This is a genomic window from Rhizobium sp. 01T417, from assembly GCF_056398905.1.
This window is the reverse complement of sequence record NZ_JBFTQH010000001.1, coordinates 272,022-287,770: the sequence shown is the minus strand read 5'-3', so window position 1 is coordinate 287,770 and position 15,749 is coordinate 272,022. Positions and strand designations below refer to the sequence as shown.

Below are 15,749 nucleotides of genomic sequence, written 5' to 3'. Positions count from 1 at the left end.
GCCTATCGTGGCCCCACCGGCGGAATGCCCGGTGGAGGTAGCAAATGACGGCGCTGCAATCGGCGACCCTCTTGCTGGTCATAAATCTCGGTTTTCTCTGGCTTCTGATGCGAATCCCGCTGGGACGCAGAACCATTTGCCTCAGCCGGACCTACGGATGCTCCCCCGATAGACTCTGGAACGCGATGAACCCCGCCGGTCCGGACGCATCCTGGCACCACTCGGTCATCAGCAGTCACGCCCTTGCCGATCGGCGCGGCGTGGTGGAACAGACCTACCGGCATCTCGACAAGAACGGCGCGCCGTCCCGACGGCTACTTGCATTGGAACCGTTGCCATGGATGGCGAGCAATGCCCACGGCTTCCAGGCTCACATCATCGATGACAGCACGCTGGATCCCACATTCTGGGACCACTACCGGGAGCGCCGTATGATTCGACCGACACCCGATGGTGCGCTGCTGGAAATCGAACAGACCGACCGCTACCGTGGCTTGGCGTTCCTCTTGTTCCGCTATTTCGTCCTGCGCCGGGAAATGAAGGCGCTCGATGGATGGTTGAAAACAGGCGAGTCGCTGCCACAGGGCTACTTTGAGCGACCTCTGGTCCAAGGCGGTCTTGCGGTGTTGTCGACACTGCTGCTCTGGCCCTTCCTTGGGTTCGATGCAGGTGGCCTGATGCTCTCGACATTCCTGACCCTTGTCATTGTCTTCCATGAACTCGGGCATATGGCGGCCTACCGCATGTTCGGTCACGCGTCCGTCAGGATGATCTTCGTGCCATTGCTGGGTGGCATCGCGGTCGGCGGGAGGCCCTACCGGTCGCTATTCGAGGTGGCGACCTGCGCCCTTATGGGTGCAGGAATGTCGGCTTTCCTTGTCCCGATCCTCGCGGTCGCCACGCAGCTCGCCGATGCCGGTCTGCTGCCCTTGGCGTCACGTGGACCTCTGCTCATCTTCCTGTTGATCCTCGGCGCTTTCAACCTGCTGAACCTGCTGCCGATGCACCGTTTCGACGGCGGCCAGGTGCTCCGGCAAATTTTCCGCACGCGAAGGTCGCAGATTGCGGCCAGTTTTGTTGTCACCCTGTGCATTCTCGGCATCGGATTCGAGATCGGTTTGCCGGCGAACGTGCTAACCGCGGGCCTGCTCGTTTTCACGCTTGTTAGCCTCGTCAGCGGCGCTTCCGTGAAGCCGCGCCAGATGCTCGAAGAGATGAAGGACGGCGAGCGCATGCTGGTTGCCTTCGGCCTCAACGCGGCCATCGCGGTGCATGGCTATGCCATTATTTTCGCAACTGAAAAGCTCTTTTGACGCAGGCCGTATAGGGATTGGCGCAATCAGCCTATTCGAGGCGGAAACTCACGCCCACGGACAGTTTTCCCTTGAGCGGGCAGGGTCGTGCGTGCAAAGCTCCGCCCAATCAAATCAGTAGGAGCATCTGACATGGACGTTCGCGCCGCCGTTGCCGTACAGGCTGGAAAACCGCTTGAAGTGATGACCGTTCAGTTGGAGGGACCGCGAGCCGGCGAAGTGCTGGTCGAGGTGAAAGCGACCGGCATCTGCCACACGGATGATTTCACCCTCTCGGGCGCCGATCCGGAAGGTCTGTTTCCGGCGATCCTCGGCCATGAGGGCGCCGGCATCGTCGTCGATGTCGGTCCAGGTGTGACCTCGGTGAAGAAGGGTGACCATGTCATTCCGCTCTACACGCCGGAATGCCGCGAATGCCCGTCCTGCCTGTCGCGCAAGACCAATCTGTGCACCGCCATCCGCTCGACACAGGGCCAGGGGCTGATGCCGGATGGCACTTCGCGCTTCTCGATCGGCAAGGACAAGATCCACCACTATATGGGCTGCTCAACCTTCGCCAACTACACGGTGCTGCCGGAGATCGCCGTCGCCAAAGTCAATCCCGACGCACCCTTCGACAAGATCTGCTATATCGGCTGCGGCGTAACCACGGGCATCGGCGCCGTCATCAACACCGCCAAGGTGGAGATGGGCGCGACCGCGATCGTCTTCGGTCTCGGCGGCATCGGCCTTAACGTCATCCAGGGCCTGCGCCTCGCCGGCGCCGACATGATCATCGGCGTTGATCTCAACAACGACAAGAAGGCCTGGGGCGAGCGCTTCGGCATGACGCATTTCGTCAACCCGAAGGAGGTCGGCGACGACATCGTGCCTTACCTCGTCAACATGACGAAGCGCGGCGCCGACCAGATCGGTGGCGCAGACTATACCTTCGACTGCACCGGCAACACCAAGGTCATGCGTCAGGCGCTGGAATCCTCGCATCGCGGCTGGGGCAAGTCCGTGGTCATCGGTGTTGCGGGTGCCGGCCAGGAGATCTCTACCCGGCCGTTCCAGCTGGTTACCGGTCGCTCCTGGATGGGCACGGCCTTTGGCGGCGCACGTGGCCGCACCGATGTGCCGAAGATCGTCGATTGGTACATGCAGGGCAAGATCGAGATCGATCCGATGATCACCCACACCATGCCGCTCGAAGACATCAACAAGGGCTTCGAACTCATGCATTCCGGCGAAAGCATCCGAAGCGTGGTACTGTATTGAGGCGAGGACGACGGAATGCGGTGCGACTTTAAAATGGCCTGCGGCTTTTTCGCAAATTGATCCTGATTTGGGAGCCGTGGGCAGCTAAGGAGGAGGAGCTGAACATGCCAAGTCAAGTATCGCTGCACCCCGCCCTCGACGGCGGTGTGAAAAAGGGCCAGGCAAATTTCAACGGCGGCACGCTGGTCTGCGCCTGCGTCGACCGTCCTGTGAAGGTCGCTATCAAGGGTACTATCGCGCACAATCACGCCTGCGGCTGCACGAAATGCTGGAAGCCGAAGGGAGCGGCTTTTTCAGTGGTCGCCGTGACCCCGCATGAAAACGTCACGGTGCTGGAAAATGGCGACAAGCTGCAGGTCGTCGATCCGGATGCGCTGATCCAGCGCCATGCCTGCAAGGCCTGCGGCGTTCATATGTACGGACCGGTGGAGCGCGAACATGCCTTCAAAGGGCTCGATTTCATTCATCCGGAACGCTTTCAGGAGAGTGGCTGGCCGGAGCCGACATTCGCGGCCTTCGTGTCGTCGATCATCGAATCCGGCACGCCGCCTTCGGCGATGGCAGGTGTCCGCGGTCGCCTGAACGAGCTAGGCCTCACGCCCTATGATTGCCTGAACCCAACGCTGATGGATGTCATCGCAACCTGGGTGGCGAAAAAGGCAGGCACACTGAAGGAAGCCTGACGTCTTGAACGAATGGCAGCCGTCGGATTATGAGACCCCGAACGAACCGCTGCTACGCGCCCGTCGGGGCCTCCTAGCGTTTCCATCAAAGCAGATTGAAATTCATGATTTATGTCGATGCAGACGCCTGCCCGGTGAAGCCGGAAATCCTCAAGGTCGCCGAGCGCCACGGCATGGAAGTGACCTTCGTGGCGAATTCCGGTCTGCGTCCTTCCCGCGATCCGATGGTGCACAATATCATCGTCTCGGCCTCGTTCGATGCCGCCGACAACTGGATTGCCGAGCATGCCAGTGTCGGTGACGTGGTCGTCACTGCCGATGTCCCGCTCGCGGTCCGTTGCGTGGCAACTGGCGCGCTCGTCAGCGGTCCGACGGGTCGGGTCTTCGACGATACCAATATCGGCATGGCGAGCGCTATGCGCGATCTCGGCGCTCACCTGAGAGAGACCGGCGAAAGCAAGGGTTACAATGCGGCCTTCGGCCCGAAGGATCGCTCCCGCTTCCTCGAAACTTTCGATCGCCTGTGCCGCCGGGTTAAGGCTCTTACCCCAAAAACGGACGATAAAGAATGAACATAATTTCACAGACGACTGCCTTTGGCGGCATGCAGGGTGTTTTCACGCACGAATCCGACGCCTGCAAGTGCGACATGACTTTTGCAGTTTTCGTCCCACCAAAGGCCATCAAGGAGCCCTGCCCGGTTGTCTGGTATCTCTCAGGCCTAACCTGCACGCATGCAAACGTTATGGAAAAGGGCGAATATCGGCGCATGGCTGCAGAGCTCGGCCTGATCGTCGTCTGCCCGGACACGAGCCCGCGCGGCAATGACGTCCCGGATGAGCTTACCAATTGGCAGATGGGCCAAGGCGCCGGTTTCTATCTCGATGCGACGGAAAGGCCTTGGTCGGAAAACTATCAGACGTACACCTACATCACCCAAGAACTTCCGGCCTATGTTAGCCAACACTTCCGCATGGACATGAGCCGCCAGGGCATCTTCGGTCACTCGATGGGCGGTCACGGTGCCATGACCATCGCGCTCCGGAACCCAGATCGGTTCAAGAGCTGCTCGGCTTTTGCGCCCATCGTGGAGCCTTCGACCGCAGATTGGTCGGCCCCAGCGTTTGAGAAATATCTGGGCTCCGACCGTGCCACCTGGCGGAAATATGATGCCTGCGCCTTGGTAAGCGACGGCGCACGTTTTCCCGAGTTCCTGATTGACCAAGGCAAGGCCGATGGCTTCCTGGAGAGCGGGCTGCGTCCATGGCTGTTCGAAGAGGCTGTGAAGGATACTGACATCAAGCTTACGCTGCGCCTGCACGAGCGCTACGATCACTCCTACTACTTCATTTCGACCTTCATGGACGATCATCTGAAGTGGCACGCGGAGCGTCTTGCCTGAGGCGGCAAAAAACGGGTAGCGAGCCGCAGCCGCGGCCGGTAAAGCCGGCCACGGCATTTTATTGCATCAGGCGGAGGCCTTGCGCCCCTCGACCGACAGAGCACCGGGGCCAGCGAAGAAGATGAACAGGAAGATGAAGCTGAACAGAATTGCCGCCTCGCCACCGTTCAGAGCCGGCCAGAACGCTTTCGATCCGTGCGCCATGAAGTAGGCAACAGCCATCTGGCCCGAAAGGATGAAGGCGACCGGCCGCGTAAACAGCCCGATCAGCACCAGCAGGCCACCGACCACTTCGAGCAGAGCGGCGACCAGCAGCAAGGGCGGCAGCGGGCCGTCCATCTGCGCGGCCGGGAACGCGAAAAGCTTCATCGTTCCATGCTCGATAAACAGCAGCGCAGTGATGATGCGCAGAGCGGCAAGCGCGTAGGACTGGTAGGCGCTCAGTCGTTCCATGTAGACTCTCCTTTTGAATAAAGACAGCGGAGGGTTAGCTGCTTCGCCAGTAGGAAAGAAGACACGGATCGTTGACGGGCGATCACTTCCTGTTGATTTTCCTTGGCTTTCCCCACTTTATTCTCCTTAAAGCGGAATATTGTCGTGCTTCTTCCAAGGATTGCTCAGGTCTTTATTGCGAAGCATCTTTAGGCCCCGCGCCAGCCGTCGGCGTGTGGAATGCGGCATGATGACCTCGTCCACGTAACCGCGCTCGGCAGCGACGAACGGAGAAAGGAACCGATCTTCGTACATCTTCGTATGCGCGCTGATCTTTTCGGGATCGGCGATATCCTTGCGGAAGATGATTTCGACGGCCCCCTTCGCGCCCATCACGGCGATCTGAGCCGTCGGCCAAGCATAGTTCATGTCCCCCCTCAAATGCTTCGATGCCATGACGTCATAGGCCCCGCCGAACGCCTTGCGCGTGATGACGGTGAGCTTCGGCACCGTCGCCTCCGCATAGGCGAACAGCAGTTTCGCACCATGCTTGATCAGCCCGCCATATTCCTGGGCGGTTCCAGGCAGGAAGCCGGGCACGTCCACAAAGGTTACGATCGGAATGTTGAAGCAGTCGCAGAAGCGGACGAACCGCGCTGCCTTTCGCGACGCATCGCTGTCGAGCACGCCGGCGAGCACCATCGGCTGGTTTGCCACGAAACCGACGGTCGAGCCTTCGATCCGACCGAAGCCGCAGACGATATTTTTGGCGAAGCTCGCCTGGATCTCGAAGAAATCACCCTCATCCACCGTCTTTAGGATCAATTCCTTGATGTCGTAGGGCTTGTTCGCGTTCGCTGGCACCAGTGTGTCGAGCGATGCATCGGCATCTGTCACCGACTGGTAACATTCGATTTCGGGCACCGGTGATGTGTTCGACTGCGGTAGCAGGTCGATGAGTCGCCGAACCTGCAGCAACGCCTCGACGTCATTGTCGTAAGCGCCGTCGGCAATCGAGGATTTGGTCGTATGCACCGAGGCGCCACCGAGCTCTTCCGCGGTGACGGTCTCATTCGTCACCGTCTTCACCACGTCGGGGCCGGTCACGAACATGTAGGAGGTATCACGGACCATGAAGATGAAATCGGTCATGGCGGGCGAGTAGACGTCACCGCCGGCACATGGACCCATGATGACCGAGATTTGCGGAATGACGCCGGAGGCGAGCACATTGCGCTGAAAGACCTCCGCATACCCGCCCAGCGCCGCCACGCCTTCCTGGATACGCGCGCCGCCGGCATCATAGATGCCGATGATCGGCGCTCTGTTCTTGAGCGCCATATCCTGAACCTTCATGATCTTCTCGGCATGCGCTTCCGAGAGCGAACCGCCGAACACCGTGAAGTCCTTCGCGAAGACGAATACCGTTCGCCCGTTCACCGTTCCCCAACCGGTGACCACGCCGTCACCGGCGATCCGCGTCTTGTCCATGCCAAAATCGTTGGATCGATGCTCGACAAACATGTCGAACTCCTCAAAGGAGTCTTCGTCCAGGAAAAGATCGATCCGCTCACGTGCCGTCAGCTTGCCGCGCTGATGCTGCGCGTCGATACGCCCCTTGCCTCCACCGAGCCGTGCAATGCCGCGCCGGCGTTCGAGTTCCTCAAGAATTTCCTTCATGGATACTCCTCGCCGCGGATCACGCGGCTGGTTCAAGCGCGTCCGGCGCTCAGTGAGAAAGCGGAACGAATGCGAGCGGCGATATCCTCGGCGAGGATCTCGTCGGCTGCCGTTGGACTACTGGAGAAGCTTGTCACTTCAAACGCACTGACGGCGATGACCGAACCATCGTCGACGGAGGCGGCATCGACGCTGACCTTTGCGACATTCCGGCTTTTGTCGAAGCCCTGGCCCTTTTCGACAAAAAGGATCCGGATTGTCAGCACAACGCGCGGATAGACGTCTGTTCGCACCGTAGCGTTTATCGCGGCATTTACCCGATCGCCGACACCGGCAAGGATTGCTGGCGGGATCTTCTGCGCGCTGACAACGACAGCGCTTCGCACGTCATAGACCGGGGCGGGTTGCTCCTTTGCGAAAATCGAGCACGAGGCAAGCGCGATGCAAACCAGCGCCACCGGTAAAAAGCACGACTTGACCCAGCTCATTAAGAAAATCCGCATCCGCCCCCAATAGACTCGCAGATTTTCGCGATAACCCGGCTCAACGCAATATGTTTCAGCCCTTCAAGGCCAAAAAAACGTCCGCAGCGGCATTGAAGTCCTCAAAGCGCTTCGCGCGCCGCTCTTCGGCTTCTTCGTCACTGCCCCAATGCTCGATCGTCCAATCCTCATCGAGATGCGCGAGCGACCAAGCCTTGTCCGCCGGCAGAGTGCCATCGGCGAAGGCAAGCGCCAGCAGCGCGGAGCCGGTCAGTGTCGTGATGGTGTGCAAGGCCGCCAGGGTCGTCGCATCGTCGTGCCGCCTCAATGCTGCGGAATACGCAGAAATTGCTTCCGGCGGCTGGTCATGGTGCATGACGCCTTCGATCAGGATGAAGCGCGCACCGAGCGAGTTGCCGGCCCAATCGAGCACCGGGTCCCAAAGATCTCTCTGGCGCTCGACGAGGGCTTGCGGCGCTTCAGCACGATAGCAAAGCAGATCGCTCGAGGAGAAGCGCACGATATCGTCGAAGACGGCTTGCGTGTCGGCTGCAACTCCGTCGATGGCGGTGTTGACGAGCCGAGTCACAGGCATGGTCGAGGGGTCGATCACCTCAACCTGCGCCTCCCATTCGTGTACCAAAAGCTCCGCAAGTGGCTTCGTCGCGACAACAAGCAGTTTGCGCGCTGGCGTACGAATGGCCTTGCCGTCCAGCTCGATGGAATGGCCTTCGTCGACTTCCGCGATCGTGACAGCCTTGTAGAAGCGCTTCGGCAACGGCTTCTTCATCTGGATCTGGGCACGGCGAATAGGGTCCGGATGGCTCAATCCTTCCGCCAGGTCGTTCAACAGATCACGCATGCTTCACCTCAGGAAAAATGCTTCAAAACGTCACTCGGGTGACGAACAATGCCGTCGGCCCCTGCAGACACCAGATCGTCCACGCTCGCATAGCCCCACGACACGCCAACCGCTTTCGCGCCCGCGGCCTTCGCCATCTGCATATCGTAGATGGCATCGCCGATAACAATCGCATCGGCGGGATTCATGCCGATCTCGCTGCAGCACTCCATTACCATAGCTGGATGGGGCTTCGATGGGCAGTCGTCAGCCGTGCGCGAAACGATAAAATGGGGTGCGAAACCGTGTGTTTCGAGAATGTGGACAAGACCGCGACGCGACTTGCCCGTTACCGCTCCGATCAGGATGTCATCGTTCTGCGCCAATTCATCGATCAACGGCCTGATGCCATTGAACAGCGGCACATCCATTCCAGGTTCGTCACGAACACCGGCATAGATCGTCTTGTAGTGTGCCGTCATCGCGATCGCTTCGTCGTCCACGTGCGGCTTTCCCTGCATCCGCGCAATGGCGATATCCAGCGTCAGTCCGATGATCGACTTCGTCAACGAGACATCCGGCCTATCGTATCCGAAGTGCACGAAGGTCCGCGCCATCACCTCATGGATCAGTGCTGCGCTGTCGACCAGCGTGCCGTCACAATCGAAGAGCGCCAGTCTCATTCGTCATCGGCTCCGTCGGCAGAGTTCTCATCAAATCCCAGCAGGTTCCAGGTCTGGACCATATGCGGAGGCAGCGGCGCGGTGATGCGAAGGCGCCCTCCGGACGGATGCGGGATGTCGATGTGGCGTGCGTGCAGGTGCAGTCGCTTTTGAACGCCGCCGGGAAAATCCCAGTTCGGATCATCGTCGAAATATTTGGGATCCCCAATGATCGGGTGACCGATATGGAGCGCATGGACGCGAAGCTGATGCGTACGGCCGGTATAGGGCTCCATTTCAAGCCAGGCGAGCCTCTGCGCCGCCGTCTCGACCACGCGGTAGTAGGAAACGGCGTGGTCGGCGCCCTCCTCACCATGCTTGGCAATCCGCATGCGGTCGCCATCCGGCGTTGCTTCCTTCACAAGCCAAGTCGAGATCTTGTCCTCGCGCTTGCGCGGTACCCCCTTCACGAGCGACCAGTAGGTCTTCTTCGTGTCGCGTTCCCGAAAGGCGGCTGTCAGCTTTTGGGCGGCGCCGCGGGTGCGTGCGATGACCAGGACACCCGATGTGTCCCTGTCCAAGCGATGCACCAGGCGCGGCTTCTCGCCTTTCGGACTGGTCCAGGCTTCGAGCATCTTGTCGATATGGCGTGTCACGCCTGAGCCGCCCTGCACCGCAAGGCCCGCGGGCTTGTTAAGGACGATGACCTTGTCGTCTTCGTGCAGCACCATCCGCGACAACAGTTCGAAATCGCCGGAGTGCTTGAGATCGCGGCCAGCGATCGGTCCGGTTTTCGCCTTGGCATCGACATCAAGCGGTGGCACGCGCACCATCTGTCCGGGCTGCACACGCGTGTCGCTTTTCACCCGCCCACCGTCGACGCGAACCTGTCCGGAGCGAAGCAGCTTCTGGAGCGGGCCGAAACCGAGGCCCGGGAAGTGCACCTTGAACCAGCGGTCGAGCCGCATGCCCGCCTCATCCGGCTCCACCTTTTTGTGTTCAATACCCGCCATACGTCATCTTTCGGAAAATGGTTTCCGCGCACGGCGCGGCCTTTGCGGCTGGCTTTAGAGCATTTTTGCCGAAAACGGAAACCGTAATCTCACAAGATCGCGCGCATGAGTGCCAGTCCGCCGATCACCGCGGCCAAGGAGAGGCCGACGCTGGCAGCGATATAGACCGCGCTGGCGACAGTTGCGCCACGCTCGCAGAGCGAAATTGCATCGAGCGAGAACGAGGAGAAGGTTGTAAGACCGCCGAGGAAGCCGGTGATCAGTAGCAGGCGCAATTCCGGCGAGGCATCGAAGCGCCGGACGATCATCTCCGCGAATACGCCGATGATGAAGCAGCCAACAACGTTGACGGTCAGTGTCCCCCACGGAAATGCCGGCCCTGCAATCCTGAGTGCCAACTGGCCGACATAGTATCTAAGCACGGAACCGATCGCACCGCCGACGGCGACAAGGAAGGCCTGAATCATGGATCTACTCTGTTTTGACGCGCGGGACATTCCAATCATCTGCGGGGAAGATCAAGATGCATAAAATGCTAGCGGTTGATTTAGCCAGTTAAGAACCCCCGCGCCTTATCGTGTCACCATGACAGTCTTGGTTGGCAGCATATCCGCAAGCACCGCCGCCGCAGCGTTTGAAACGCTTCGGATTCCACAGCGTGTGTCCGCAAGTACCTCTGCCAAAGAGTCTCGCCGCGCCGCCGATCGTCAAACCAAGGCAGCCAGCGGCCAGGACGTCGAAGAGCCCGCCAATATCATTCAATCGACGGAAGTCGCGCTAGATCTCATGACGATGGGGCAAAGGCAGCCGCAGGCCGGGTTGAAACAGGCCCTGGAATTCTACAGCGAGAGCTGAGCATTGCCGGATTTTCTCACCCGCAGCGACCTATCATTAGAAGCGCGCGACAAAAATTTGTTCGGCGGCGACATTCCCCCTTGCCAACTACAGCCCTGGCCAGATAATTGCCCTCGACCTTGTTGGGAGAAGCTGGTCGTCTACGACCGGTGCCGAAGGAGCAACCGCCCCGGAAACTCTCAGGCCAAAGGACCAGCAAGGGGCAGACGGAACTCTGGAGAGAAGCGTTCTCGAAACGCTCGCCGAAGGGATAACAATCTCAGGCACAGGGACAGAGGGGGCTCGAAGTACAAGGCGCAACTGCGTCTGAAGATTTGAGCCCGCGCATGGAATTCCAGGCGCAAACCCCGGAGGCGTCGTTGGACGATACTGCTGCCCTCAAGAAAACCCCGCTGCATCAGCTGCATCTGTCACTTGGCGCCCGTATGGTGCCGTTTGCAGGCTATGACATGCCGGTGCAATATCCGGCCGGTGTGATGAAGGAGCACATCCAGACCCGCACGTCCGCCGGTGTTTTCGACGTGTCCCATATGGGCCAGGTCGTCATCAAGGCAAAGTCCGGAAAGTATGAGGACGCCGCGCTGGCGCTGGAAAGCCTCGTTCCGGTCGATATCCTCGGCCTCGCGGAAGGTCGCCAACGCTACGGTTTCTTCACCGATGAGAACGGCGGAATTCTCGACGACCTTATGATCACCCATCTCGACGATCACTTGTTCGTCGTCGTCAATGCGGCCTGCAAGGATGACGACCTTGCCCATCTCCAGAAGCATATCGGCGATAGCTGCGACATCACGCTCCTTGATCGCGCGCTCATCGCCCTCCAGGGACCGCGCTCCGTCGAGGTGCTCGCGGAACTGTGGGCAGATGTCGCCGCGATGAAATTCATGGACGTGCGCCACTGCCGACTGCACGACGTTTCCTGTCTGGTCTCCCGCTCCGGCTACAGCGGCGAGGACGGCTTCGAAATCTCCATTCCCAAAGACAAGGCGGAGGATGTCGCCAAGCGGTTGCTTGAACATCCGGACGTCGCGCCGATCGGGCTTGGCGCTCGTGACAGCCTGCGCCTTGAGGCCGGCCTCTGCCTGTATGGCAACGACATCGACACGACCACCACGCCCGTGGAAGCCGCGCTTGAATGGGGAATGCAGAAGGCCCGCAAGTCCGGCGGCACTCGCGCCGGCGGTTTCCCCGGCGCTGATCGCATTCTGCGCGAGTTGGAAAGCGGCGCGACCCGCCGGCGTGTCGGCCTGAAGCCCGAGGGCAAGGCCCCGGTTCGCGGCCACGCCAAGCTCTTTGCGGATTCCGAAGGCAAGACGGAAATCGGCGAAGTGACCTCGGGTGGCTTCGGCCCCTCGGTCGAGGGTCCCGTTGCGATGGGTTATGTGCAGCTTCCCCACGCAGCCGTTGGAACGCAAGTTTACGCCGAAGTGCGCGGCAAATACCTGCCTGTCACGGTCAGCGCCCTTCCCTTCATCACACCGACCTACAAACGCTGAAACATTTTCCGGAGATTACAATCATGCTGAAATTTACCGAAGAACACGAGTGGCTGAAAATCGAAGGCGCTGTCGCAACGGTCGGTATTACCAATTATGCCGTCGATCAGCTTGGCGACCTCGTTTTCGTCGAACTGCCTGAAGTTGGCGCCACCTTCTCCAAGAACGACAACGCGGCCACCGTCGAGTCCGTCAAGGCTGCTTCCGACGTCTATTGTCCGCTCGATGGTGAGATCACCGAAGTCAATCCTGCGATCGTCGCCGATCCGTCGCTGGTCAATTCCGATCCCCAGGGCGCCGGCTGGTTCTTCAAGCTGAAGCTGGCAAACGCCACCGATGCCGATGGCCTGCTCGATGAAGCGGCCTACAAGGAGCTCACCGCGTAATGACGACGCCGACCGAATTCCAGTTTACAGACTACCAGCCGTATGACTTCGCCAACCGTCGCCATATTGGCCCCTCGCCGGCTGAAATGGCTGACATGCTTGGTGTCATCGGCTACAGCAGCCTCGACGGGCTGATCGACGCCACCGTGCCGCCCTCCATCCGTCAGAAGGCGCCGCTTGTCTGGGGCGCGCCGATGACGGAACGCGAGGCGCTCGACAAGCTGCGCGAGACGGCCAACAAGAACAAGGTGCTCGTCTCGCTGATTGGCCAAGGCTATTACGGCACGATCACGCCGCCGGTTATCCAGCGCACCATCCTGGAAAACCCCGCCTGGTACACGGCCTATACGCCCTACCAGCCGGAAATCAGTCAGGGCCGCCTCGAGGCGCTGCTCAATTACCAGACCATGATCTGCGACCTCACCGGTCTCGATGTCGCCAACGCCTCGCTGCTCGATGAAGCGACTGCTGCTGCCGAGGGCATGGCAATGGCGGAGCGCGTCTCCAAGTCGAAGGTGAAGGCCTTCTTCGTCGATGCCGCCTGCCATCCGCAGACGATCGAGCTGATCAAGACCCGCGCCGAACCGCTCGGCTGGAGCGTCATCGTCGGCAATCCGTTCACCGATCTGGACCCGGTCGACGTCTTCGGCGCCATCTTTCAGTATCCGAGCACACATGGCCATGTTCATGATTTCACCGGCCTGATTTCGCGCCTGCATCAGACCGGTGCCATCGCGATCGTCGCAGCCGACATCCTCGCTCTGACGCTTCTGAAGTCGCCCGGGGAAATGGGTGCCGATATCGCCATCGGGTCCTCGCAGCGCTTCGGCGTTCCTGTTGGATATGGCGGCCCGCATGCGGCCTACATGTCGGTCAAGGACGCACACAAGCGCTCCATGCCCGGCCGTCTCGTCGGTGTTTCCGTCGATGCTCGCGGTAACCGCGCCTATCGCCTGTCGCTGCAGACCCGCGAACAGCATATTCGTCGCGAAAAGGCGACGTCGAACATCTGCACAGCGCAGGTGCTGCTTGCCGTCATGGCCTCGATGTACGCCGTCTTCCATGGCCCGAAGGGCATCAAGGCGATCGCACAGCAGGTTCATCAGAAGGCCGTGCTGATGGCCAAGGGCCTGGAAAAGCTCGGCTACACCATCGAGCCCGAAACTTTCTTCGACACCATTACTGTCGATGTCGGCCATATGCAGGGCCTCATCATGCGGGCAGCCGTCGCCGAAGGTGTGAACCTGCGCAAGGTCGGCGCGACGAAGATCGGCATGAGCCTTGACGAGCGTACGCGCCCGGCAACGCTGGAAGCCGTCTGGCGCGCCTTCGGCGGCAATTTTGCTGTCGGCGACTTCGAGCCGAGCTATCGCCTGCCGAAGGGCCTCGCCCGCACCAGCGAGTACCTGACGCATCCGATCTTCCACATGAACCGCGCCGAAAGCGAGATGACCCGTTACATCCGCCGGCTGTCGGACCGCGATCTGGCGCTCGATCGCGCGATGATCCCGCTCGGCTCCTGCACGATGAAGCTGAACGCTACAGCGGAAATGCTGCCGATCACCTGGCCTGAGTTCTCGGATATTCATCCGTATGTTCCAGCCGATCAGGCGCTCGGTTATCGCGAGATGATCGACGATCTGACGGAAAAGCTCTGCGCCGTAACCGGCTATGATGCCTTCTCCATGCAGCCGAACTCCGGCGCGCAGGGCGAATATGCTGGCCTGCTGACGATCCGCAACTACCATATCGCCAACGGCAACGGCCATCGCGACGTTTGCCTCATCCCGACGTCGGCGCACGGAACCAATCCTGCCTCGGCACAGATGGTCGGCATGAAGGTCGTGGTCGTCAAGGTTCGTGAGAACGGCGACATCGACATGGATGATTTCCGCGCCAAGGCGGAGCAGTATTCGGTGAACCTCTCCTGCTGCATGATCACCTACCCGTCGACACACGGCGTCTTCGAAGAAACCGTCAAGGAAATCTGCGACCTCGTGCACAAGCATGGTGGCCAGGTTTATCTCGACGGTGCCAACATGAACGCCATGGTCGGTTTGTCCCGTCCTGGTGACATCGGTTCCGACGTCAGCCACCTCAACTTGCACAAGACGTTCTGTATCCCGCATGGCGGCGGCGGCCCGGGCATGGGTCCGATCGGCGTCAAGGCGCATCTGGCACCCTACCTTCCGGGTCATCCGGAAACCGACGGTCGTAAGGGCGCGGTATCGGCTGCGGCTTTCGGCTCGGCATCGATCCTGCCGATCTCCTGGAGCTACTGCCTGATGATGGGCGGCGAAGGCCTGACGCAGGCGACGAAGGTGGCGATCCTCAACGCCAACTACATCGCCGCACGGCTGAAGGGCGCCTACGACGTGCTCTACAAGTCCGAGGCCGGGCGCGTGGCGCATGAGTGCATCATTGACACGCGCCCGCTGGTCGATAGCGCCGGCGTGACGGTCGACGACGTCGCAAAGCGCCTGATCGACTGCGGCTTCCACGCCCCGACCATGAGCTGGCCGGTCGCCGGCACGCTCATGATCGAGCCGACGGAGTCGGAAACCAAAGCCGAACTCGACCGCTTTTGCGAGGCGATGCTGGCGATCCGCCAGGAGGCCCGCGACATCGAGGAAGGTCGCTCGGACAAGGTCAATAACCCGCTGAAGAACGCCCCGCACACAGTCGAGGATCTCGTCGGCGAATGGGATCGTCCTTATTCGCGCGAACAGGCCTGCTTCCCACCCGGCGCCTTCCGCGTCGACAAGTACTGGTCACCGGTCAACCGCGTCGACAACGTCTTCGGCGACCGCAACCTGATTTGTACCTGCCCGCCGGTTGAGAGCTACGCGGAAGCTGCTGAGTAACATCCGAACGGCCTTCCCTTTTCAGGGAGGGCCGTTCCGCACTTACACTGGAAATGAAGGTCCGCGCGGAATGCCAAAAGACGACAGCGATTCTCTGACGCAGGCTCCCTGGCCAAAGCCGGTCCTGCTTGCCCTTGAAGAGCCGGGCAACTACGTGACGATCGCAACGACGCAGGCGGCCTCCTGGACGATGATCGAGGATTGGCCGACCGAAGACGGTCCGGCGCTCGACCGCGCCTTGTTGATCTGCGCCGACGTCGTCAAGGGCAAGCGCACTAACGAGGATGCACGACGTGCCTTCATAGAAGCTGCCATCGAAGCGGGCATCGACATCAAGAGCTGACAACCGGTCCAACCTCCCTTGGACCAAGCCTTCGTTC

17 protein-coding genes and 1 riboswitch are annotated in these 15,749 nt (G+C 60.4%); of the genes, 10 read left to right on the top strand and 7 right to left on the bottom strand.

The window, feature by feature from the left end:
• Positions 1-44: 44 nt before the first annotated feature.
• The 5 genes from AC1DPR_RS01385 to fghA all read left to right on the top strand — a co-directional run bounded on the left by AC1DPR_RS01385 (position 45) and on the right by fghA (position 4,658).
• Positions 45-1,313, top strand: a complete 1,269-nt coding sequence (locus AC1DPR_RS01385) for a zinc metalloprotease (RefSeq protein ID WP_477815639.1) — start codon at positions 45-47, stop codon at positions 1,311-1,313.
• Positions 1,314-1,445: 132 nt separating this feature from the next.
• Positions 1,446-2,573 (top strand): S-(hydroxymethyl)glutathione dehydrogenase/class III alcohol dehydrogenase, encoded by a 1,128-nt coding sequence (locus AC1DPR_RS01380; RefSeq protein ID WP_018854932.1) that lies wholly within the window; start codon positions 1,446-1,448, stop codon positions 2,571-2,573.
• 104 nt (positions 2,574-2,677) lie between these two features.
• On the top strand, positions 2,678-3,256 hold the full coding sequence (gene gfa / locus AC1DPR_RS01375; RefSeq protein WP_018854931.1) for an S-(hydroxymethyl)glutathione synthase: 579 nt from the start codon (positions 2,678-2,680) through the stop codon (positions 3,254-3,256).
• 104 nt (positions 3,257-3,360) lie between these two features.
• Positions 3,361-3,828: a YaiI/YqxD family protein gene (locus tag AC1DPR_RS01370; RefSeq protein ID WP_477815638.1), complete on the top strand. Its 468-nt coding sequence runs from the start codon at positions 3,361-3,363 to the stop codon at positions 3,826-3,828.
• Entirely contained in the window at positions 3,825-4,658 is an 834-nt protein-coding gene (fghA, locus tag AC1DPR_RS01365) for an S-formylglutathione hydrolase (protein WP_477815637.1), read from the top strand. The genes AC1DPR_RS01370 and fghA overlap by 4 nt, the downstream gene beginning before the upstream one ends.
• A 66-nt stretch (positions 4,659-4,724) precedes the next feature.
• Here the strand turns inward: fghA and AC1DPR_RS01360 are convergent, their stop codons facing one another.
• From AC1DPR_RS01360 to crcB, 7 genes are all read right to left on the bottom strand, one after another.
• A complete protein-coding gene (locus AC1DPR_RS01360; RefSeq protein WP_018854928.1) occupies positions 4,725-5,111 on the bottom strand; it encodes a DoxX family protein in 387 nt (128 codons plus the stop codon).
• A 126-nt stretch (positions 5,112-5,237) separates the two neighbouring features.
• Positions 5,238-6,770 carry an acyl-CoA carboxylase subunit beta gene (locus AC1DPR_RS01355; RefSeq protein WP_477815636.1) on the bottom strand — a complete coding sequence of 511 codons (1,533 nt, stop codon included), beginning with the start codon at positions 6,768-6,770 and terminating at the stop codon, positions 5,238-5,240.
• Between the two features lie 32 nt (positions 6,771-6,802).
• Positions 6,803-7,258, bottom strand: a complete 456-nt coding sequence (locus AC1DPR_RS01350; protein WP_025661161.1) for a hypothetical protein — start codon at positions 7,256-7,258, stop codon at positions 6,803-6,805.
• A gap of 70 nt (positions 7,259-7,328) precedes the next feature.
• On the bottom strand, positions 7,329-8,114 hold the full coding sequence (locus AC1DPR_RS01345) for an ATP12 family chaperone protein (RefSeq protein ID WP_477815635.1): 786 nt from the start codon (positions 8,112-8,114) through the stop codon (positions 7,329-7,331).
• An 8-nt stretch (positions 8,115-8,122) separates the two neighbouring features.
• Positions 8,123-8,776, bottom strand: coding sequence for an HAD-IA family hydrolase (locus AC1DPR_RS01340; protein WP_018854924.1), 654 nt, complete (start codon positions 8,774-8,776; stop codon positions 8,123-8,125).
• Complete coding sequence (locus AC1DPR_RS01335; protein ID WP_018854923.1) at positions 8,773-9,768, bottom strand: RluA family pseudouridine synthase; 996 nt, start codon at positions 9,766-9,768, stop codon at positions 8,773-8,775. Before AC1DPR_RS01335 ends, AC1DPR_RS01340 begins: the two co-directional genes overlap by 4 nt.
• A gap of 89 nt (positions 9,769-9,857) precedes the next feature.
• Positions 9,858-10,235, bottom strand: coding sequence for a fluoride efflux transporter CrcB (gene crcB / locus AC1DPR_RS01330; RefSeq protein WP_018854922.1), 378 nt, complete (start codon positions 10,233-10,235; stop codon positions 9,858-9,860).
• Between the two features lie 118 nt (positions 10,236-10,353).
• Between crcB and AC1DPR_RS01325 the strand changes: the two genes are divergently transcribed.
• The 5 genes from AC1DPR_RS01325 to AC1DPR_RS01305 all read left to right on the top strand — a co-directional run bounded on the left by AC1DPR_RS01325 (position 10,354) and on the right by AC1DPR_RS01305 (position 15,712).
• Positions 10,354-10,623 carry a hypothetical protein gene (locus AC1DPR_RS01325; protein WP_018854921.1) on the top strand — a complete coding sequence of 90 codons (270 nt, stop codon included), beginning with the start codon at positions 10,354-10,356 and terminating at the stop codon, positions 10,621-10,623.
• Between the two features lie 113 nt (positions 10,624-10,736).
• A riboswitch (glycine riboswitch) is annotated at positions 10,737-10,828 on the top strand.
• A 154-nt stretch (positions 10,829-10,982) separates the two neighbouring features.
• Positions 10,983-12,119: a glycine cleavage system aminomethyltransferase GcvT gene (gene gcvT, locus AC1DPR_RS01320; RefSeq protein ID WP_026371482.1), complete on the top strand. Its 1,137-nt coding sequence runs from the start codon at positions 10,983-10,985 to the stop codon at positions 12,117-12,119.
• A 23-nt stretch (positions 12,120-12,142) separates the two neighbouring features.
• Positions 12,143-12,505, top strand: coding sequence for a glycine cleavage system protein GcvH (gene gcvH / locus AC1DPR_RS01315; protein WP_018854919.1), 363 nt, complete (start codon positions 12,143-12,145; stop codon positions 12,503-12,505).
• Positions 12,505-15,369, top strand: a complete 2,865-nt coding sequence (gcvP, locus tag AC1DPR_RS01310; RefSeq protein WP_477815634.1) for an aminomethyl-transferring glycine dehydrogenase — start codon at positions 12,505-12,507, stop codon at positions 15,367-15,369. Before gcvH ends, gcvP begins: the two co-directional genes overlap by 1 nt.
• A gap of 70 nt (positions 15,370-15,439) precedes the next feature.
• Positions 15,440-15,712, top strand: a complete 273-nt coding sequence (locus AC1DPR_RS01305; protein ID WP_018854917.1) for a DUF982 domain-containing protein — start codon at positions 15,440-15,442, stop codon at positions 15,710-15,712.
• Positions 15,713-15,749 lie beyond the last annotated feature (37 nt).